Genomic DNA, 20,347 nt, shown 5'->3' on the forward strand with positions numbered 1-20,347 from the left:
GATATTTGTGGGGAATATCAGCATGACCGGAATTTCGACGTGGCAGATCACCTTGCCAATCGCGCTCGCAGCGCTTGCCATCGGCTACGTCCTGGGCTCTATCCCCTTTGGGCTCGTCCTGACCCGGATGGCCGGGCTCGGCGACGTTCGCAAGATCGGCTCGGGCAATATCGGCGCGACGAACGTGCTGCGCACGGGAAACAAGAAGCTCGCCGCCGCCACCCTCCTCCTCGATTCGTTCAAGGGCACGGCAGCGGTGCTCATTGCCTACAACCTCTTCGGCGAGGAAGCGGGCATTCTTGCCGGCTTTGCCGCTTTCATCGGCCATATCTTTCCCATCTGGATCGGCTTCAAGGGCGGCAAGGGCGTGGCGACCTATCTCGGCGTTCTTCTCGGCCTGGCGCCGCTGATGGCGGCGACGTTCGCCATCGTCTGGATCGCGCTTGCCTTCGTTACCCGCTATTCCTCGCTTTCCGCACTGGTTGCAACACTTGTCATTCCGGTTGCATTGTGGATACTGGGCGCCGACAAGATCGCGGTCGCCATGGCAGTCATGACCGTCATTTCATGGTGGAAACACAAGACCAATATCGCCCGGCTTGCAGCGGGAAGGGAAAGCAAGATCGGGGCAAAGGGGTAAAGGTCGCAGACTGCGAAGACGGACTGGAATTGCGCTGACGGAAAACCAAAGGATCGCCTGACTGAGACGACAGCGAGCGATCACTGATCGCCGATGCGCTTGGACCGACGCCCGTTGATATCGACGACGTTATCCACCACACCGGGCTTCTGGCCTCTTCGGTCTATCTCGCTTTGCTGGAGCTCGATATTGCTGGACGGCTACATCGTCATCCGGGTGGATTAGTTTCTGTTGCGATGCTGGACTGAAAATGACCCTGCTCCAGCTTGGAGGTCGCCAGCTTCAACATATGCCATCTCGATCAGGTAGCAGAAGAAATCGGCGCTTTCCTTCTCGGCGATCTTGCACAGCTCTGCGAGCATCTCTCTTATATTTGCAATATTATTACGGGCAGCGGCCGTGCCACCGTCGTCGAACTTGCTGACTTTTGGCATCATTTGTCGTTCCCGTCGAAGCGGCGGTTGTCGTTGCCGGACCATTGTTCCACCAACGTACAAACGACGATAGAGAGCTTATCTTAAATTGTAATACTCAGTAAATCACCTATAGATTGCATTCCATTGCTGTGATCAAAAATGACGCGTCCCCCTTGACCGAAACGATTTCCCTGTCCATGTCGGAGAGCCGGAAAGTGGACTTTGCCGGAAAGCACCGCCCCGTTCCCTGCCGGTGCGACCTCATATTTAGAGAATCATGATGAATGTTGTAGTGGTGGAATCGCCCTCGAAGGCTAAGACGATCAACAAATATCTCGGACCGGGGTACAAGGTCCTGGCGTCTTTCGGCCATGTGCGCGATCTGCCGGCGAAGGACGGATCGGTTCTCCCCGACCAGGATTTCGAGATGCTCTGGGAAGTGGACAGCGCGTCTGCCAAGCGGATGAAGGATATCTCGGACGCCATGAAAACGGCCGATGGCCTCATTCTCGCGACCGACCCTGATCGCGAAGGCGAGGCGATTTCCTGGCATGTGCTCGACCTTTTGAACAAGAAGCGCGTCATCAACGGCAAGAAGGTCCAGCGCGTCGTTTTCAACGCCATTACCAAGAAAGCCGTTCTTGACGCCATGGCAGCGCCGCGCGAAATCGACGTTCCGCTGGTCGATGCTTATCTCGCCCGCCGCGCCCTCGACTATCTTGTCGGCTTCAATCTCTCGCCAGTCCTCTGGCGCAAGTTGCCCGGCGCGCGTTCGGCAGGACGCGTACAATCCGTGGCGCTCCGGCTGGTCTGCGACCGCGAATCCGAGATTGAGCGCTTTATCACTGAGGAATACTGGAACCTCTCCGCCTTGCTGAAGACGCCGCGCGGCGACGAATTCGAGGCCCGCCTGGTTGTAGCCAATGGCAAACGGTTGCAGCCGCGAGCGATCGGCAACGGCGAGGATGCAGCCAAGCTGAAGGCCCTGCTCGAGGGCGCAAGCTATGTGGTCGATACCGTCGAGGCGAAGCCGGTCAAACGCAATCCAGGCCCGCCCTTCACCACCTCGACACTGCAGCAGGCAGCGTCGTCAAAGCTCGGCTTTTCCGCTTCGCGCACCATGCAGGTGGCACAGCGGCTTTACGAAGGCTTCGACATCGGCGGCGAAACCGTCGGTCTCATTACCTATATGCGTACCGACGGAGTGCAGATGGCGCCGGAGGCTATCGACGCTGCGCGCGCCGCGATCGTCGACCAGTTCGGCAACCGCTATCTACCCGAGAAGGCCCGGTTCTATGCCACCAAGGCCAAGAACGCGCAGGAAGCGCACGAGGCTATCCGTCCGACCGACTTCAATCGCACGCCGGATCAGCTGCGCCAGTATCTCGATGCCGACCAGTTGCGCCTCTACGACCTGATCTGGAAGCGCGGCATCGCCAGCCAGATGGCCTCGGCCGAGATCGAGCGGACGACCGTGGAGATCCTTGCCGACAAAAGTGGCGAGAAAGCCGGGCTTCGCGCCGTTGGCTCTGTCATCCGTTTCGACGGTTTCATCGCCGCATATACCGATCAGAAGGAAGATGGCGAGCAGAGCGACGATGGCGACGAAGACGGCCGCCTGCCCGAGATCAACGCCCGCGAGAACCTTGCAAAGCAGAAGATCAACTCGACCCAGCATTTCACCGAGCCGCCACCGCGCTATTCGGAAGCGACGCTGATCAAGAAGATGGAAGAACTCGGCATCGGCCGGCCTTCGACCTATGCCGCTACGCTCGCCACACTGCGCGACCGCGAATATGTAACGATCGACAAGCGCAAGCTGGTACCGCACTCGAAGGGCCGACTGGTCACGGCATTCCTCGAAAGCTTCTTCACGCGCTACGTCGAATACGACTTCACGGCCGATCTCGAAGAAAAGCTCGACCGCATCTCGGCCGGCGAACTGAACTGGAAAGACGTGCTTCGCGAATTCTGGACGGCATTCTTCGCCCAGATCGAGGATACGAAAGAGCTCAGGGTCACCAATGTCCTCGACGCGCTCAACGAGACGCTGGCGCCGCTCGTGTTCCCGAAACGCGAAGACGGAAGCGATCCGCGCATCTGCCAGGTCTGCGGCACGGGCAATCTTTCGCTGAAGCTCGGCAAGTACGGCGCGTTCGTCGGCTGCTCGAACTATCCTGACTGTAACTATACGCGCCAGCTCTCGTCCGAAGGTGGTGCGGAGGCGGAGGCATCGGGCCTCAACGAACCGAAGAGCTTCGGCAAAGACCCGGTGACCGGCGAGGAACTGACGCTGCGCAGTGGCCGGTTCGGACCCTATATTCAGCGCGGCGACGGCAAGGAAGCCAAACGCTCCTCGCTGCCAAAGGGCTGGAAGCCGGAGGATATCGATTATGAAAAGGCAATGGCGCTGATCGCACTGCCACGCGACATCGGCAAGCATCCCGAAAGCGGCAAGATGATCTCGTCGGGCATCGGCCGCTACGGGCCGTTCCTTTTGCACGACGGCAGCTACGCCAATCTAGAAACGGTCGAGGACGTCTTTACCGTCGGGCTCAACCGCGCCGTCACCGTGCTTGCGGAAAAGCAGGCCAAGGGCCCGGGCGGCGGACGCTCCACGCCGGCGGCACTGAAGGACCTCGGAGACCATCCGGATGGCGGCAAGATCACAGTCCGTGACGGCAAGTATGGCCCCTACGTCAACTGGGCAAAGGTCAACGCGACATTGCCGAAGGGCAAGGATCCGCAAAGCGTGACGGTCGAAGAGGCGCTGGCCTTGATCGTCGAAAAGAGCGGCAAGCCCAGCGGCACGAAGGCAAGGGCGAAGGCCCCGGCCAAAGCCAAGGTGGCGGCCGCTGCGACCAAGACAGCTAAAGCGACGGCGAAGCCGAAAGCCAAGGTCGTAAAGAAACCCGTCGCGAAGACAGTGAAGAAGAGCGCATAGTGACCCGAGAACCGCGCGGCAAAACTCCCCTAACCGGCCCGCGCGCGGGCAGGCATTCCCGTGCATCAGCGGATGTTCCGGCCGTGGAGCCGCTCAGCATTATTCATGGTGTGCTGCCACCGCGCGAGGTCATCCTACGCTTCATCGCGGATCATCCACAGCAGGCTTCGAAGCGCGAGATTGCCAAGGCTTTCGGGCTGAAGGGCGAGCAGCGCGTCGAGCTCAAGGATCTTCTTCGGGACCTCGAAGAAGAAGGCATGCTGCAGAAAAACCGCAAGTCCCTGATCCGGCCGGGGGCGCTTCCGCCGGTGACGGTGCTCGATATCACCACCCGCGACAAGGACGGCGAGCTTATTGGCCGTCCGGCGGAATGGCCTGAGGATGCCGGTGTCGCGCCCGCCGTTACCATCCGCCAATCCTCCTCTCCTGCCGGTCGCAACGGCAAGGGCAAGGCACCGGTCGCAGGGCTTGGCGACCGTATTCTTGCGAAGATCTTTGCCGCCTCCCACCATGGCGGCCCGGCCTATACCGCGCGCATCATCAAGGTTCTCGACAAGCGCCGCCTTTCCACGCTCGGCGTCTTTCGCGAAACGCCTGGTGGCGGCGGCAGGCTCATGCCGGTCGAGCGCCGCGGCGAGGAAATGGTCATCGATCCCGGCGATGTCGGCGAGGCAAAAGACGGCGACCTGATCGAAGTCGAGATCGCCAGGCTAGGGCGTTTCGGCCTGCCGCGCGCCAAGGTTTTGAACGTTGTCGGTTCGACGGGCTCGGAGATGGCGATCTCGATGATCGCCATTCATGCCCACGGCATCCCGAATATCTTTCCGCTGCCGGTCATCGACGAGGCGGAGGACGCAAAGCCTGCCACCATGTCGCGCCGTGAAGACTGGCGCGACGTGCCGTTGATCACCATCGATCCTCCTGACGCCAAGGACCATGACGACGCGGTCTACGCAGAGATGGACCCATCGCCCGACAACGAAGACGGCATCATCGTTACCGTCGCGATTGCCGATGTCTCCTGGTATGTGCGACCGGGCTCGGCGCTCGACCGCGAGGCGCTGAAGCGCGGCAACTCGGTCTATTTTCCCGACCGCGTCGTGCCGATGCTGCCGGAGCGTATTTCCAATGATCTCTGCTCGCTGAAGGAAGGCGTCGACCGTCCGGCGCTCGCCGTCCGGATGACCTTCTCGAAGGAGGGGCGCAAGATCAGCCACACTTTCCATCGGATCATGATGAAGAGCGCTGCCAAGCTCTCTTATCAGCAGGCGCAGGCTGCCATCGACGGCAACCCCGACGACAAGACCGGCGTGCTCCTCGAGCCGATCCTGAAGCCGCTTTACCATGCCTATGCCGTGATGACGCGGGGCCGGGATCGTCGCCAGCCGCTCGAACTCGATATGCCCGAGCGCAAGATCCTCCTAAAGCCCGATGGCACGGTCGACCGTGTCGTCGTACCGCCGCGGCTCGATGCGCACAGGCTCATCGAAGAGATGATGATCCAGGCTAACGTCGCGGCCGCGGAGACGCTGGAAAAGAAGCGGCAGCCGCTGATCTACCGCATCCACGACGGCCCGACGCTTGCAAAACAGGAGATCCTGCGCGAATTCCTCGCGACCCTCGGCATCCCGCTTGCCAAGGGCGGCAACATGCGCGCCAACAATTTCAACGGCATCCTGGCCAAGGCGGAAGGTACCGCGCACCAGACGATGGTCAGCGAAATGGTTCTAAGGTCCCAGAGCCAGGCGATCTACAGCCCTGAGAATATCGGGCATTTCGGCCTCAACCTGATGAAATACGCCCATTTCACTTCGCCGATCCGCCGTTATGCCGATTTGATCGTGCATCGCGCGCTGGTCGGCTCGCTGGGTCTTGGCGAAGGCGGGATCACGCCTGAAGAGGAGGCCGCGCTCGACGACGTCGCTGCCGAAATCTCGACCTTCGAGCGCCGCGCCATGGCTGCCGAGCGCGAGACCGTCGATCGGCTGATTGCGCATCACCTCGCCGGCCGCGTCGGCGAGGAATTCGACGGTCGCGTCGGCGGCGTTACTAAGGCCGGCCTGTTTATTGCCCTTCCGGACTATGGCGCCGATGGCTTCGTGCCTATATCTACGCTTGGAAACGACTATTTCATCTACGACGAGGCCCATCAGGCGCTGACCGGACAAAAGACCGGTCTTGGCTTTCGGCTCGGCGACAGCGTGAAGGTCCGGCTTGCGGAGGCGATCCCGCTTGCGGGCGCCCTGCGGTTCGAGATGCTGAGCGACGGGCGAGACATGCCGACTGCGATGCGCTCGTTTCATAAATCCGGGCGTCGCAATGCGGGCGCTGCCCGGAAGGCCGGCACGAGGCCACCGCGCGGCCGTAGATAGACAGGCGTTACGGGCGGGTCGGCAGGAGGACAGAATGACTACGAACAGCCGATCTGGACCCGATATTGCCGGCCCGATTGCCAGATATGGCAAACCAAGCGAGGCCGACCGTCCGCTCGGCCGCTCCATCCTGCGCGGCATGCTCGGCCGCTGTCCCAACTGTGGCGAAGGCCGGCTTTTCCGCGCCTTCCTCAAGCCGGTGGAATATTGCCCCGCCTGCAATGAAGAGCTTTTTCACCAGCGCTCCGACGATCTTCCTCCCTATCTGGTCATTCTTGTCCTCGGTCATGTGGTCGTGGGCGGTTATATGTTGACGGATACCCTGCATCATCTGCCAATGTGGGCGACGCTTGCCATCTGGGCGCCGATCACGGTGCTGACGGCGCTGCTAGTGATCCAGCCGATCAAGGGCGGCGTCATCGGCCTACAATGGGCCTTGAGGATGCACGGGTTCGGCGGGCAGGAAGACAAGCCGGACGAATTCGACGACGGAAGCGGCCAGCCGTGAGGGTATCACCGGCGGCAACGCCTCACGCGCCGGTCGGAAGACCCAGGGATGCGGCGACATTGATCCTGATAGACCGGTCGCTTGGAAGCAATCGCGTCCTGCTCGGCAGGCGCGCCGCGATGCATACCTTCATGCCGGATCTCTACGTCTTTCCCGGTGGCCGGAGGGACGCCGGCGATCACCGGCGCCCGTTCGCCAGCGACCTCCATCCGCTCGTGACGCAGAAACTCCTTGCCGCCAACCGGCGACCGATGACTGCTGGCAGCGCCCGGGCACTGGCACTTGCGGCAATCAGGGAACTTACCGAAGAAACCGGATTACAGCTCGGCTCGGAGTTATCGCCGGCCGACAACAGGGTGCCTGAAGCAGCGGAACTTTCGACCCTGCGCTACGTCGCGCGTGCGATCACGCCGCCCGGATCTCCTCGTCGTTACGACACGCGCTTCTTCCTGACTTTCACTGACGAGGCCGGCGTCGATCCATCCCACATTCAAGATTCACAGGAATTGCTTGATCTGCAATGGCTTGACATTGGAGACATTTCTTGTCTGAACATGCCGGACATTACAAAGATGGTTTTGAGGGATGTAGCCGATCAGATGAAGGCCGATCCGTCCTTTGGATTCGGCCTTGCCGTGCCTTTCTATTTCTTGCGCCGCGGGCAATTCGTCCGCCACATGCTCTAAGGATCAATTCATGTCTGAACCGACGAACGGCAAAGTCGGCCATGTCGAAGAAATTCACTGGCCCTCGCTTTTCGCCGCAATCTCGTCGATCTCTTCCGTCGGCATAGCAATCGGCCTCGGCCTTCCCCTCCTCAGCATCATCCTTGAAAAACGCGGCATCCCTTCGACACTGATCGGGCTCAATACCGCCATGGCCGGCATTGCCGCCATGATCGCAGCACCGATCACGACGCGGCTTGCCCACCGATTTGGCGTCGCGCCGACGATGCTGTGGGCGGTCGTGCTCTCCGCCGTCAGTGCACTCGGCTTCTACTATGCTGAAAGTTTCTGGCTCTGGTTTCCCTTGCGCCTGGTCTTTCATGGCGCAACAACCACGCTCTTCATCCTGTCGGAATTCTGGATCAACGCCGCCTCGCCGCCAACCAAGCGAGGCTTCGTGCTCGGGATCTATGCCACCGTCTTGTCGCTCGGCTTTGCAGCGGGGCCGCTCATCTTTTCCCTTGTCGGCAGCGAAGGCCTCCTGCCTTTTGCAATCGGCGCCTGCGCCATCCTCGTTGCCGCCATCCCGATCTTTATCGCCAGGAACGAGAGCCCCGTTCTTGGGGAAAAGCCGGAGCTGCATTTCATGCGCTACGTCTTCCTAGTGCCGACTGCAACGGCTGCCGTTTTCGTCTTCGGCGCCGTCGAGGCCGGCGGCCTGGCACTTTTCCCGATCTATGCCACGCGTTCCGGGTTCGGCGAATCGCAAGCGGCGCTGCTGCTGACGATGATGGGCGTTGGCAACGTGGTGTTCCAGATCCCGCTCGGCCTGCTATCCGACCGGCTTTCCGACAAGCGCCCGCTTTTGACGGCAATGGCCTGCATGGGCCTCGTCGGCGCATTGCTGTTGCCGTTTCTCGCGACAAACTGGCTGCTGATGGCAGCTGTACTGCTTTTCTGGGGAGGCTGCGTTTCCGGGCTCTACACCGTTGGGCTCAGCCACCTCGGATCGCGCCTGACCGGCCCCGACCTTGCCGCTGCGAACGCCGCCTTCGTCTTCTGCTACGCCGTCGGCACGGTTGCCGGTCCACAGGCGATCGGCAGCGCGATCGACATATCAGGGGCGAACGGTTTTGCCTGGTGTATCGCCGGCTTCTTCGGACTTTATGTCGTCCTGTCCGCGATCCGGCTGCTGTTCATGGGGAAGAGGGGTTGACTTTTCGGGCGCGATTTGTAATTTCGCGCCAGATTTAGCCGTGGACCCGGATCGGACGTCCATGGAATCATTTTTCTTAAAGGCAGGACGACCATGGCCAAGGCTACAACAATCAAGATCAAGCTGCTGTCGACAGCCGACACCGGTTCCTTCTACGTTACGACGAAAAACAGCCGTACGATGACCGACAAGATGACCAAGACGAAGTACGACCCGATCGCTCGCAAGCATGTCGAGTTCAAGGAAACCAAGATCAAGTAAGATCCTGGTTGGCTTTTGTTTTCAAGGGGCGCGTCCGCACGGATTGCGCCCTTTTCCTTTGCCGGCAGTTTCGTCATTCAACGAAAAAACGCCGCTCTTCCATTGGAAGGCGGCGTTTTCAATAGGGGGCCGGCTAGTTTGCAAGCGGCACGAGGAACCGCGTAGGTATGCTCACTAACCGGCCGACCCCACGACCCAGGAGATGCGGCGGACCTGAGCATCATGGGGTAGCTTTTGCCCTTCTGCGGGGCTTGTCCTCATATGGTTATAAATTTGACCGAAAACCAATTAAAATCAACAGATTCTTAACGACAGGGCCGCGAAGCCTTGTTCTATGGTTAAAATTCCCGCCTTGGCACAGGTCACGTCAAACGCAAAGCTACAATTTCAAGTCGAAAATATGAGGAACAATAGAGAGACTATAAAATATATCTTTGGATATACCGCAATATTTTTCTACCGAATTTTGAAATCTTTAGTTTACTTACGAATTATCCGTAACAATCCCTGTATTACTTGCTAAAGCCTCTCGCACTTTTAAGTATTTTTCTCGAAAATCAGCCATGGAGAAGTTGTTGACGCTGGGGGACGCGGAATATTCTGAGTTTCAGGCGCCGATATTGTATCGCAGGCGTCTATCGCTCAGTCTTTGCCGCCGACCCAAACCGGGAAAATAAAGTTTTGCGACGGCGATAAAAAAAGCCTCGAATTTTGTTCGAGGGGACCCGTCGAACCTATCAATTTTACTAGGCCGCTGCCGCGACTACCCGATTTCGTCCGCTGTTTTTCGCGGCGTAAAGCGCCAAGTCAGCCTGCTTGATGAGCTGGTCGGCGGTTTCCACCGTGCCGATGCGGGACGATATGCCGAAAGAAGCCGTCACGTTGAGAACCTGTCCGCTATCGCGCAACGTGAACGGTACGGTCTCGACCGCCATTCGCAAGCGCTCGGCGATGCTCGCGGCAACTTCGCCTGGCGTGTCCGGCATCACGACCACGAACTCCTCGCCGCCATAGCGGCAGGCGAGATCGGCACCGCGAACCGTCGAGCGAATGCGGGATGCGAATTCCTTCAGCACCTGGTCGCCTGCGTCATGGCCGTAAGTGTCGTTCACAGCCTTGAAGCGATCAATGTCGGTGATCAGCACAGAGAGTGGGCGGCCACGGATCAAAGAGCGCTTGAACAAGACGGCCAGGTGATTGTCGAGATAGCGGCGATTGTTGAGACCGGTCAGCGCGTCGGTAACGGCAAGCTCGATCGTGTGCTGGACGCTTGCGCGCAGGCGGTCGTTGTAGCGCTTGCGGCGGATTTGCGAGAGGCAACGGGCAACGAGCTCATTGGCGTCGACGGGGCGGACGATATAGTCGTTGACGCCAAGCTCCAGCGCCCGGACGGTCATCTCGTCGGCGCCCTGCTCGGTTATCAGAAGGACCGGCAGGAATCGCGTCCGCTCGAGCGAACGGAGCTGCGAGCAGAGCCGCAACGGATCGTAATCCTCGAAGTTTGAATTGACGATGACGAGCTCGAAGGCGCTTTCGGCCGCTTCGAACAGCGCCGCCTGCGGATCCGACATCGCCGTGACCTCGGCAATGGGCTTCAGCGCCCTGATGATCCGTTCCTGCGAGCTGGCGCGCCCATCGACGAGGAGCACATGCGCACTCTCTTCCGAACGCCCCTCGCCCAGACGCAGTACGTCCTCAATGCCGATAGTGCGCGCCGTCTCTGCACGGGTCCGCAATTCGTCGCTCAGCGTCTTCAGGCGCAACAGGCTCTTCACACGCGAAATGAGCTGGAGATCGTTCACCGGCTTGGTCAGGAAATCGTCGGCGCCCGCCTTGAGACCGCGGACGCGGTCGGCGGATTGATCGAGGGCGGTGACCATGACGACGGGAATATGCGAGATGCGCGGATTGGCCTTTATCCGCTCGCAGACCTCAAAACCGTCCATGCCGGGCATCATGACGTCGAGAAGGATGAGATCGACCTGGCTATCCTCGCAAATGTTCAAGGCATCGCGCCCATTGTCAGCGGTCAGCACGTCGAAATACTCGGCGACCAGCCGGGCTTCGAGCAGCTTCACATTGGCGGGAATGTCGTCAACCACAAGAATTCGCGCGGTCATAAGTCCTTTTCGACGCTCAGGCGTCGCCCAGATAGGTCTTGATCGTTTCAATGAATTTGGGGACGGAAATCGGTTTGGAGACATAGGCTTCGCAGCCGCCCTGGCGAATGCGCTCCTCATCTCCCTTCATCGCGAAGGCCGTCACGGCAATGACGGGAATGACGTGAAGATCGTCATCCTCCTTCAGCCATTTTGTCACCTCAAGCCCGGAAACCTCCGGGAGCTGGATGTCCATCAGGATGAGATCTGGCCGGTGCTTGCGGGCTAGTTCGAGCGCTTCCATGCCGTTGCGGGTCTGGATCGTCGTATAACCGGACGCCTCGATCAGATCGCGAAAGAGCTTCATGTTAAGCTCATTGTCTTCGACGATCATCACTTGTTTGGGCATGATATACTGTCCTTATGACCGGTCTTGAATCCGCCAACCGAAAATATAAGGTCGCGAAGACACCGATTCCATAAATCCGAGAGCCTGACGCTATCGGCATTTGGTTGAGAAATAGGTAATTCACCGTCCAAAATGCAAAGCAACTTCAAGAAGTCGAAGATATCTTCTGCCGATCCGCAGGACACCGCCGTCGCAGTCCTTGGGTGGCTGGCAAATGAGCCCGACATGTTCGGCCGCTTTCTCGCTTTGACCGGGATCGAAGCCGGACAGGTTCGCGGCGCCGTCAACGATAGCGGCTTTCTCGCGGGAATGCTGGACTTTCTGATGAACCACGAGCCGACACTCATGGCTTTCTGCGACGCTACCGGCACAGCGCCCGAAACGGTGGCTGCAGCCTCGGCGCATTTCTCGCCGCCGGGTCTATCCTCCGGAGAGTATTGATCGTGGCCGATATATTTGACCTTGGTCATGTTTCGCTTCGGAACAGGCCACTGGTCATTTGCGATGTCGATGACGTTGTTCTGCAATTCATAACTCCCTTTCAGGCATTCGTGGAAAGCCGGGGCTACCGATTCCTGCCCCGCTCCTTCCGGCTTCATGGCAACATCGTCTCCGGTTCCGATGAGAAGCCGCTTGAAGACAGCGGCGTCTCATCGCTGATCGAAGGCTTCTTCGAGGCGCAGGATCAATGGCAGACGCCATTCGATCTGGTGGCGCAGAAGCTTCATACTTTCTCGGCCGATGCTGACATTGTTTTCCTCACCGCCATGCCACCGCAGTTCCACCAGAGAAGACGCCGGCTTCTCGACAGGCTTGGCTTCGCCTTTCCCCTGCTGTCCACGCAACAGCCGAAGGGACCTGTCGTTAAGGCGCTCCACCAAGGTCGCACCCTGCCAGTCGCCTTCATCGACGACATGGCTCACAATCTTCATTCGGTTCGTGACCACGTAGACGGTTGCCTACTGATCCACCTGGTACCCGTTTCGACCGTTCAGCGGTTTGCCCCAGCGGCGGACGCCGAGATTACGCGAGCGAGCGACTGGAACCACGCGGCGGCGCTGGTTGCCGCCCATATTGCCGTCTGAGGGTGCCAGGGTCACAATACCAGCCGCATCAGCGGGCGACCTTCCTTGCGCTTTGCCACTTCCGAAAATCCAGCCGCCTCGAAAATCCTGAGAGAGCCGACGCAGAGGCCGACCGACTTCGATTGTTTGGTGCGCTCGATCGGACATCCCTCGACAATACGCGCACCTGATATCCTAGCGTATTCGACCGCAGCCGACAGCATTTTATGGCTATAGCCCTTGCCGCGATCGCGGGCACTCATGAAGAAACAGCTCACCGCCCAAACGGACGGATCAGCCGCGTCCTCCGGGTCTATCGGCCTTGAGACGGTTTTCAACGAATTCCATTTCGGCAGCTCGGCGCGCGGACCAACCTGAGCCCAGGCAACCGGCCGTTCGCCGATATAGCCCAGAATTCCGGGCGGCGATCCTGCAACCACGCGGCCCTTCATGAATTGCTTCTTTGCCTCGCCGTCCATCAGTTTTCGCTCTGAGGTGGGAATGCGTAGATAGGTACACCAGCAGCCATAGCAGGCGCCGCTTGGACCAAAGAGCCTCTCGAAATCTCCCCAGCGATCCGGCGTCAGCGCCAGCGTCTTGAGTTCCTCCACACCAAACTCCTTTCTCCCGTCTTGAGAGTCTCAGGCATAGGGCATAAAGTACGGATGTTCAACATTTGTTCTCACAAGATGACGACTGCGACCGACAAGACACCCGGCTTCTGCCGCGATTGCCTCAGCGAGCAGCCGGCGGTTCGGCAGCGTTGCCGCGCCTGCGGAAGCCCACGTCTGGTCTATCATCGCGAACTCAACGATCTGACGCTGGCCCACATCGATTGCGATGCGTTCTATGCTGCCGTCGAGAAGCGCGACAATCCGGAGCTTGCCGACAAACCCGTGATCATCGGTGGGGGCAAACGCGGCGTCGTATCGACTGCCTGCTATATCGCGCGCATTCACGGCGTGCGCTCTGCCATGCCGATGTTCAAGGCGCTCGAAGCCTGTCCTCAGGCGGTGGTCATTCGGCCGGACATGGAGAAATACAGCCGCGTCGGGCGCGAGATGCGTCAGATGATGCAGGAGCTGACGCCTCTGGTGCAGCCCCTTTCGATCGACGAGGCCTTTCTGGAACTTGCCGGCACCCAACGCCTACATCAGGACCGCCCTGCCCGGATCCTTGCGAAATTTGCCCGGCGCATCGAAAGCGAGATCGGCATTACCGTCTCGATCGGCCTTTCTTACTGTAAGTTTCTCGCCAAGGTTGCCTCCGATCTCAACAAACCGCGCGGTTTTTCCGTCATCGGCCGTAAGGAGGCCGTCGCTTTCCTGGCGCCGAGACCGGTGACGACTATATGGGGCGTCGGCAAGGCGTTTGCTGCGACCCTGGAGAGCGACGGCATCCGCACCATCGGCCAGCTGCAGACCATGGACGAAGGCGACCTGATGCGCCGCTACGGCACGATGGGCCAGCGGCTCTTTCGGCTCGCCCGTGGGATAGACGACCGCGACGTTCATCTCAATGACCCGGCCAAGAGCGTCTCGGCCGAGACCACATTCTTCGACGACATCTCCAAGCATGACGAGCTTGTGCCGATCCTGCGCAGCCTTTCGGAAAAAGTCTCGCGGCGGCTGAAGAAGAGCGGAATTGCCGGACAGACCGTAGTGCTGAAATTGAAGACCTCGGAGTTCAAGAGCCGGACCCGCAATCGACGGCTCGAGGACCCGACGCAACTCGCAGACCGGATCTTCCGCATCGGCCTGCGGCTGCTTGAAAGCGAGACAGACGGCACGAAATTCCGACTGATCGGCATCGGCGTTACCGATCTCTGCGACGCAGCGTGTGCCGATCCGCCCGATCTCGTCGATGAAAAGGCGGCGCGTCGCGCGGCAGCCGAAGCCGCAATGGACAAGCTGCGCGAGAAGTTCGGCAACAAGACGGTCGAGACCGGCTATACGTTCGGCAGTGGCAAGCGCGACGGCTGACCGGCCCTATCTTGGGCGCTTGGCCATGTGTCGCGTTCCTTCAAGCCTTCCTTAAACTTCCATGTCTAACGTCAAACCACGAGTATTGCGTTTTGGTATGTCATCATGTTGCGTCTTCTTTTCGGGATAGGCCTGCTCTCGGCCACGGCCCTTACCCCGCCTGCGTTTGCAACGGATGCGGCGCGCACGCTGCAGATCGTTGTTTCCACCGATCGGCAGTCGCTCGCCGTCTATGACGGCGCCGAGGTGGTGGCAACCTCTAAGATCTCGACGGGAAAGCAAGGCCACTCGACACCGAACGGCATCTTCTCGATCCTCGAGAAGGAGCGCTATCACGCTTCCAACATCTATTCGAATTCGCCGATGCCCTTTATGCAGCGGCTGACCTGGTCCGGCATTGCGCTGCACGAATCCGGTTTCGTGCCGGGATATCCGGCCTCGCATGGCTGCGTTCGCATGCCCAAATCCTTTGCGCAAAAGCTCTACCAGATGACCGAGCCCGGCGTGCATGTGGTCATAGCCAACCAGCCGGTCGTGCCACAACCGATCGAGCACGCAACGCTGTTTCATCCGCCTGTCTCGGCGCTCGACATGCCGCTGTTTTCCGGTCTCGAACTGCGGCCGACGAATTCCATCTTTTTGAAGGCGAGCGAGCCCATCGAGGTGGCGACGAATGACACTGCGTCGCTGCCGGTTCCTGCCGCGACGCGTCAGCCAACACTCATAGATCAAGCGCCATTGCGCATCCTGATCACCCGCCGTGACCTGCGCGGCAACGTGCGCGATCTTCAGGTATTGCTGAGCGGCATGGGCTACGACGCGGGCATGCCGGATGGGATGCTTGGACCGACTACGGTACAGGCGATCGGGAATTTCAAGAAAGCGCACAATGTGACGGCGACCGGCGGGCTGGTGAGTGCCGCGCTGATGAAAGCAGTCTACGACATTGCCGGCAAGGGAGAGCCGCCGAACGGTACTGTCATGGTACGCCAGGGTTTCAGGCCGGTTTTCGAAGCGCCTGCCATGATCGCAGAGCCGGAGCAGGCGCTCGGAACCCACTTCTTCACCGCCCACGACGTCGACAAGATAGAGGGCAAAGCCGAATGGTACAGCGTGACGCTCGAAAACGATCTGTCGCGCGAGGCGATGAAGCGGTTGGGCATCACCAGCGAGGAACAATCGAACTCGCTCAACGCCGCCGATCATGCGCTCGACAGGATCACCATTCCAGACGATGCGCGCCGGAAGATCGAGGACCTGCTCACTGCCGGATCGTCGCTCACCATCTCCGACACGGGCGTCGGGCCCGAGACTGGCGACGGCACGGATTTCATCACCATAACCAAGAACGGCGGTTCTTCGAAGAAGGGCTGAGCTGCAAGCGACCGCCTGGTCGGTTCACAACTCAGACCAGTTCCACGTCGATGATACCCGGTGCGGAACGCAGGGCCGCGGCGATCTCCGGCGTAATCCGATACTTGTTAGGCAACTCGACTTCGACCTCCCGTTGGCCCTCTTCCTTGATGACGATGAAAGAGACCAGCCCGTCGCCCTTTGCATTCAGATGAGCAGCAACCATCTTCAGCGGTCCGGAATCCCTGATATAGACACGCAGCGCCTTCTGCATCTGAAGCGACTTCTCCTCAAGCGACTGTACCGTCTGAAGCCTAAGGCTTACGCCCTCCGGCCGCTCCTCCGCCGCGGCCGTGATGACGAAAGATTTGCCCACCTCGAGGACATCGCGATATTGCGCCAGCATCTCCGAGAACATCACGGCTTCGAACTGCCCGGAGGAATCCGAAAAGACGAAGATGCCCATCTTGTTGCCGGTGCGGGTCTTGCGTTCTTGCTTCGAAATCACCGTTCCGGCAAGCCGCGCATTGGCGGCGCCCTGCTTAACGGCCGCGGAGAAATCGGCAAAAGTCTGGACGCGCATCTTCTTCAGGACGGCATTGTAGGCATCGAGCGGGTGCGCGGTGAGGTAAAAGCCCAGCACCTGGAACTCCCGCAGCAAGCGTTCCGACGCCAGCCACGGCGTGAACGGTGGGAAAGAAATCCGCTCCGGCCCTGACCCGGAGCCGCTGCCGAACATATCGGACTGGCCGCTGCGCTTGTTTTCCTGGGCAAGCTGGGCATAGCCGATAACGCGGTCGAGTCCGGCGAGGACCTGCGCACGGTCGAGGCCGAAACAATCGAAGGCACCGGCAAACAGCAGGCTTTCCAGCACCCGGCGATTGACCTGTTTCGGATCGATGCGCAGACAAAAATCCTCAATGCTGGCAAAGGACGTATCGCCGCGCACCTCCACGATGTGGTCGACGGCCGATTCACCGACGCCCTTGATCGCCGCCAGCGCATAATAGATACGGTTGTCGCCCGTCTGGAAATGCCGAAAGGAAGTCTGCACAGATGGCGCAACAACCTCGATGCCGAGCCGCTTTGCATCCTGGCGGAAATCGTTGACCTTTTCCGTATTCGCCATATCAAGCGTCATCGAGGCCGCGAGAAACTCGACCGGATAATGCGCCTTCATATAGGCGGTCTGGTAGGAGACGATGGCATAGGCCGCAGCGTGCGACTTGTTGAAACCGTAGTTGGCGAACTTTGCCAGGAGATCGAAGATCATGTCGGATTGCGGCTTCGAGACGCCGTTCTTCATCGACCCTTCAACGAAGCGTGCTCGCTGCTGGTCCATCTCCGCTTTGATCTTCTTGCCCATGGCGCGGCGCAGTAGATCGGCTTCTCCCAGCGAATAACCGGAGAGCACCTGCGCGATCTGCATCACCTGTTCCTGGTAGACGATGACGCCCTGGGTCTCCTTGAGCAGATGGTCGATCATCGGATGGATCGATTCCATCTCCTCCTCACCATGCTTGCGGGCATTGTAGACCGGGATATTCTCCATCGGACCCGGGCGATAGAGCGCCACCAACGCGATGATATCCTCGATGCAATCCGGCCGCATGCCGAGGAGAGCCTTGCGCATGCCCTGGCTTTCCACCTGGAACACGCCGACCGTCTCGCCGCGAGACAACTTGTCGTAGGTCTCCTTGTCGTCGAGCGGGATCGTTGCAAGATCAATCGATATGCCGCGCTTGGCGACGAAATCGACAGCCGTCTTCAAGACTGTCAAAGTCTTCAGTCCGAGAAAGTCGAATTTGACGAGACCCGCCTGCTCCACCCACTTCATGTTGAACTGAGTGACCGGCATATCGGAGCGCGGATCGCGATACATCGGCACCAGCTTTGACAGCGGCCTGTCGCCGATGACGATGCCCGCGGCATGGGTCGAAGCGTGGCGATAGAGCCCCTCGATCTTCTGGGCTATGTCAAGAAGGCGCGCAACCACGGGCTCCTTGTCAGCTTCCTCCTGGAACCGCGGCTCCTCCTCGATCGCCTTTGCAAGCGTCGTCGGATTGGCCGGATTGTTCGGCACCAGCTTGCAGATCCTGTCGACCTGGCCATAGGGCATTTCCAGCACGCGACCGACATCGCGCAGTGCTGCGCGAGCCTGCAGCGAACCGAAGGTGATGATCTGCGCGACCTGCTCGCGACCATACTTCTGCTGCACGTAACGGATCACCTCTTCCCGGCGATCCTGGCAGAAGTCGATATCGAAGTCCGGCATCGAGACGCGCTCAGGATTGAGGAAGCGCTCGAACAGCAGAGAAAATCGTAGCGGGTCGACGTCGGTGATCGTCAAAGCATAGGCAACCAGTGAACCGGCACCCGAGCCACGGCCTGGCCCGACGGGAATGTCATGCTGCTTTGCCCACTTAATGAAGTCGGCAACGATCAAAAAGTAGCCCGGAAACTTCATGCGCTCGATGACGCTGAGTTCGAACTCAAGCCGATCGCGATAGTCCTTCTCCTCGTATCCAGGCGCCATCCCAAGCGTCGCCAGCCGCATGTCCAGGCCCTCGACCGCCTGGTTGCGCAGTTCCAGCACCTCCGCCCGCTCCGCCTCTTCGGGATCGTCGGTGGCACCGGTGAAACGCGGCAGGATTGGCTTTCGGGTCTCGAGCACGAAGGAGCAACGTTCGGCGATTTCGACCGTATTTGCCAGGGCTTCCGGCAGATCGGCGAAGAGCTTGACCATATCGGCCCTGCTCTTCAGATAGTGATCCGGCGTCAGGCGGAAGCGGCTGTCGTCGGAGACGATGGCGTTATGGGCAACGGCCATCAGCGCATCGTGGGCATCATAATCGTCGCGTGTCGGAAAGAACGCCTCGTTGGTCGCGACAAGCGGCAGATCGTGTTCATAAGCGAGCGCTACCATCTTCTGCTCATGGCGGCGATCGAAAGTGCCGTGCCGCTGAAGCTCGACATAAAGCCGGTTACCGAACAGTCGCTTCAGCTCTAGCAGCCGCGCCTCGGCCTGGGCGCCATGGCCTTCCTTGAGAGCCAGGTCGATCGGGCCGCCGACCGAACCTGTCAGCGCAATCAATCCCTCGGTGCCAATCTCGTCCAACCAGGACCTGTTGATATGCACAGCCTGACTGCTGTCGCCGCCGAGATAGGCGCGGCTGACAAGATCGACGAGACGCTCGTAGCCCTCGGCAGACGCGGCAAGAAGCACGATCGCCGGAAGCTTGGCGAGCGCGTGCTGACCATTGCGCCTATCGCCCTCGGCCCCGTCCCCCATATCGATGGACACCTGACAACCGATGATCGGCTGTAAACCCTCCTCCATCGCCTTCTGGGAAAACTCCAGCGCGATGAAAAGATTGTTCGTGTCGGTAATCGCGATGGCCGGTTGACTGTCGGCAACCGCTTTGGCGAGGATTTTCTTGAGTGGCAACGCGCCTTCAAGCAGCGAATAGGCGGAATGGACACGTAGATGAACAAAGTCCGGCAACGGCCCGAGAGGACCGACTGCGCTGTCATTTGCTTCCGCCATAATATGCCTTTTCGCCCGCCAGAATGAATCGCGGCTATTGTCGGCATTGCGGAAGATAGAGTCCAGTCGTTATCCCAGAAATCACAGGCGCATCGACACGCCACGATGGTTGAAAGTCACATCGCCATCACGATGATCGAAAAGCTTGCGACAAACATGACGATGGAGGTAAACGCGGCGACGTCTCTGATAAAGTCGGTCATTGGGCCTCTCCTTGCTTGTTATGTTTCCTATATGTTCTATTTATGTTCACCAGTCAATTGCTATTTCGAAGAATTTGTTGCGATTGCTACAGAGGGAACAAAACAGATAGAACTTTGCTATGTTCCCCCTATGTTCTTTACAGTGGCAATGGGATATGCAACTCTACGTTATAGAGCGGCATGGAGAGGAAGATGTGGGAGCTGAGCGAACTGAACCGGTTCATCGTCACTGCGAAGTCGAACAGCTACGTCGCCGGTGCCAAGCCATCAGCGTCATGCCGCCTGGGTTCACACGACGTCGGTTATACGAGCGAGGGATGGCGCTATCTCGACAGCTATTTCGGTGGTGGCGATTTTGCCGGCCAGGAGGTGGTTTGGGTCAACGATGAACCGGTATGGGCCATGAACTATTTCGGGAGGATTTTAGTGCCTGCGTTGATCGATGCAACGAAGGCCGGGACCGTCATCAAAGCTGCCCTACAGTACATGTATATCGAGGAAAACCGGTTTCTTGGGGGTATGGATTTCGACCATGCGCTCGCCCGCTACCACGATCGCAACGTTGGCGACTGCAGCCATTTTAGAGGGCGCGAGATCATTGTGGTCGCTGGCCGCGAAGCTTACGAGTTGCACTATCACGGCGGCTTGATCAAACCGTAAGCCGAAAT

17 protein-coding genes and 1 pseudogene are annotated in these 20,347 nt (G+C 59.4%); 13 read left to right on the forward strand and 5 right to left on the reverse strand.

All coding sequences use genetic code 11. The features are described 5' to 3' along the window. Nucleotides 1-22 precede the first annotated feature (22 nt). Nucleotides 23-640, forward strand: coding sequence for a glycerol-3-phosphate 1-O-acyltransferase PlsY (gene plsY / locus AB4Z52_RS07745; RefSeq protein ID WP_442217343.1), 618 nt, complete (start codon nt 23-25; stop codon nt 638-640). A gap of 68 nt (nt 641-708) precedes the next feature. Further along, nucleotides 709-888: pseudogene (locus AB4Z52_RS07750) on the forward strand (DNA-processing protein DprA); the annotation flags it as partial. Here AB4Z52_RS07750 and AB4Z52_RS07755 read toward each other — a convergent pair. After that, a complete protein-coding gene (locus tag AB4Z52_RS07755; protein ID WP_442217344.1) occupies nt 862-1,077 on the reverse strand; it encodes a hypothetical protein in 216 nt (71 codons plus the stop codon). The pseudogene AB4Z52_RS07750 and the gene AB4Z52_RS07755 overlap by 27 nt on opposite strands. Before the next feature lie 259 nt (nt 1,078-1,336). On the opposite strand from AB4Z52_RS07755, the gene topA reads away from it, so the two are divergent. The 6 genes from topA to rpmG all read left to right on the forward strand — a co-directional run bounded on the left by topA (nt 1,337) and on the right by rpmG (nt 9,022). Further along, a complete protein-coding gene (gene topA, locus AB4Z52_RS07760) occupies nt 1,337-4,000 on the forward strand; it encodes a type I DNA topoisomerase (protein ID WP_442217345.1) in 2,664 nt (887 codons plus the stop codon). After that, nucleotides 4,000-6,372, forward strand: a complete 2,373-nt coding sequence (rnr, locus tag AB4Z52_RS07765; protein WP_442217346.1) for a ribonuclease R — start codon at nt 4,000-4,002, stop codon at nt 6,370-6,372. The genes topA and rnr overlap by 1 nt, the downstream gene beginning before the upstream one ends. Nucleotides 6,373-6,406: 34 nt before the next feature. After that, complete coding sequence (locus AB4Z52_RS07770; protein ID WP_442217347.1) at nt 6,407-6,880, forward strand: DUF983 domain-containing protein; 474 nt, start codon at nt 6,407-6,409, stop codon at nt 6,878-6,880. Beyond that, nucleotides 6,877-7,566 carry an NUDIX hydrolase gene (locus AB4Z52_RS07775; RefSeq protein ID WP_442217348.1) on the forward strand — a complete coding sequence of 230 codons (690 nt, stop codon included), beginning with the start codon at nt 6,877-6,879 and terminating at the stop codon, nt 7,564-7,566. The genes AB4Z52_RS07770 and AB4Z52_RS07775 overlap by 4 nt, the downstream gene beginning before the upstream one ends. Before the next feature lie 10 nt (nt 7,567-7,576). Beyond that, complete coding sequence (locus AB4Z52_RS07780) at nt 7,577-8,761, forward strand: MFS transporter (protein WP_442217349.1); 1,185 nt, start codon at nt 7,577-7,579, stop codon at nt 8,759-8,761. A 93-nt stretch (nt 8,762-8,854) separates the two neighbouring features. Continuing rightward, nucleotides 8,855-9,022, forward strand: coding sequence for a 50S ribosomal protein L33 (gene rpmG / locus AB4Z52_RS07785; RefSeq protein WP_018900182.1), 168 nt, complete (start codon nt 8,855-8,857; stop codon nt 9,020-9,022). A gap of 746 nt (nt 9,023-9,768) precedes the next feature. Here rpmG and AB4Z52_RS07790 read toward each other — a convergent pair. Continuing rightward, a complete protein-coding gene (locus tag AB4Z52_RS07790) occupies nt 9,769-11,142 on the reverse strand; it encodes a PleD family two-component system response regulator (protein WP_442217350.1) in 1,374 nt (457 codons plus the stop codon). A 16-nt stretch (nt 11,143-11,158) separates the two neighbouring features. After that, entirely contained in the window at nt 11,159-11,530 is a 372-nt protein-coding gene (locus tag AB4Z52_RS07795) for a response regulator (protein WP_056537711.1), read from the reverse strand. A 132-nt stretch (nt 11,531-11,662) separates the two neighbouring features. On the opposite strand from AB4Z52_RS07795, the gene AB4Z52_RS07800 reads away from it, so the two are divergent. Beyond that, the gene (locus AB4Z52_RS07800; protein ID WP_442217351.1) at nt 11,663-11,971 is read left to right on the forward strand and encodes a DUF3572 domain-containing protein; all 309 of its coding nucleotides are present in this window, start codon (nt 11,663-11,665) and stop codon (nt 11,969-11,971) included. Next, nucleotides 11,971-12,615 carry a hypothetical protein gene (locus AB4Z52_RS07805; protein ID WP_442217584.1) on the forward strand — a complete coding sequence of 215 codons (645 nt, stop codon included), beginning with the start codon at nt 11,971-11,973 and terminating at the stop codon, nt 12,613-12,615. Before AB4Z52_RS07800 ends, AB4Z52_RS07805 begins: the two co-directional genes overlap by 1 nt. Nucleotides 12,616-12,626: 11 nt before the next feature. On the opposite strand, the gene AB4Z52_RS07810 is transcribed toward AB4Z52_RS07805, so the two are convergent. Then, on the reverse strand, nt 12,627-13,205 hold the full coding sequence (locus AB4Z52_RS07810) for a GNAT family N-acetyltransferase (protein ID WP_442217352.1): 579 nt from the start codon (nt 13,203-13,205) through the stop codon (nt 12,627-12,629). A gap of 78 nt (nt 13,206-13,283) precedes the next feature. Here AB4Z52_RS07810 and AB4Z52_RS07815 point away from each other — a divergent pair, with 78 nt between their 5' ends. Further along, entirely contained in the window at nt 13,284-14,576 is a 1,293-nt protein-coding gene (locus AB4Z52_RS07815; RefSeq protein ID WP_442217353.1) for a DNA polymerase IV, read from the forward strand. Between the two features lie 102 nt (nt 14,577-14,678). Further along, complete coding sequence (locus tag AB4Z52_RS07820; protein ID WP_442217585.1) at nt 14,679-15,950, forward strand: L,D-transpeptidase family protein; 1,272 nt, start codon at nt 14,679-14,681, stop codon at nt 15,948-15,950. 31 nt (nt 15,951-15,981) lie between these two features. Here the strand turns inward: AB4Z52_RS07820 and dnaE are convergent, their stop codons facing one another. After that, a complete protein-coding gene (dnaE, locus tag AB4Z52_RS07825) occupies nt 15,982-19,476 on the reverse strand; it encodes a DNA polymerase III subunit alpha (RefSeq protein WP_442217354.1) in 3,495 nt (1,164 codons plus the stop codon). A gap of 395 nt (nt 19,477-19,871) precedes the next feature. Between dnaE and AB4Z52_RS07830 the strand changes: the two genes are divergently transcribed. Beyond that, on the forward strand, nt 19,872-20,339 hold the full coding sequence (locus AB4Z52_RS07830; protein ID WP_442217355.1) for a DUF5680 domain-containing protein: 468 nt from the start codon (nt 19,872-19,874) through the stop codon (nt 20,337-20,339). The last annotated feature ends 8 nt before the right edge of the window (nt 20,340-20,347 follow it).

Origin of the sequence: Rhizobium sp. 2YAF20, from assembly GCF_052114685.1 — a bacterium.
GTDB lineage: Bacteria > Pseudomonadota > Alphaproteobacteria > Rhizobiales > Rhizobiaceae > Rhizobium.

Coding starts and splice junctions, on each gene's coding strand:
- plsY (WP_442217343.1), top strand. CDS start 23: ATGACCGGAATTTCGACGTGGCAGATCACCTTGCCAATCGCGCTCGCA.
- AB4Z52_RS07755 (WP_442217344.1), bottom strand. CDS start 1,077: ATGATGCCAAAAGTCAGCAAGTTCGACGACGGTGGCACGGCCGCTGCC.
- topA (WP_442217345.1), top strand. CDS start 1,337: ATGAATGTTGTAGTGGTGGAATCGCCCTCGAAGGCTAAGACGATCAAC.
- AB4Z52_RS07770 (WP_442217347.1), top strand. CDS start 6,407: ATGACTACGAACAGCCGATCTGGACCCGATATTGCCGGCCCGATTGCC.
- AB4Z52_RS07780 (WP_442217349.1), top strand. CDS start 7,577: ATGTCTGAACCGACGAACGGCAAAGTCGGCCATGTCGAAGAAATTCAC.
- rpmG (WP_018900182.1), top strand. CDS start 8,855: ATGGCCAAGGCTACAACAATCAAGATCAAGCTGCTGTCGACAGCCGAC.
- AB4Z52_RS07790 (WP_442217350.1), bottom strand. CDS start 11,142: ATGACCGCGCGAATTCTTGTGGTTGACGACATTCCCGCCAATGTGAAG.
- AB4Z52_RS07795 (WP_056537711.1), bottom strand. CDS start 11,530: ATGCCCAAACAAGTGATGATCGTCGAAGACAATGAGCTTAACATGAAG.
- AB4Z52_RS07800 (WP_442217351.1), top strand. CDS start 11,663: ATGCAAAGCAACTTCAAGAAGTCGAAGATATCTTCTGCCGATCCGCAG.
- AB4Z52_RS07815 (WP_442217353.1), top strand. CDS start 13,284: ATGACGACTGCGACCGACAAGACACCCGGCTTCTGCCGCGATTGCCTC.
- dnaE (WP_442217354.1), bottom strand. CDS start 19,476: ATGGCGGAAGCAAATGACAGCGCAGTCGGTCCTCTCGGGCCGTTGCCG.
- AB4Z52_RS07830 (WP_442217355.1), top strand. CDS start 19,872: ATGTGGGAGCTGAGCGAACTGAACCGGTTCATCGTCACTGCGAAGTCG.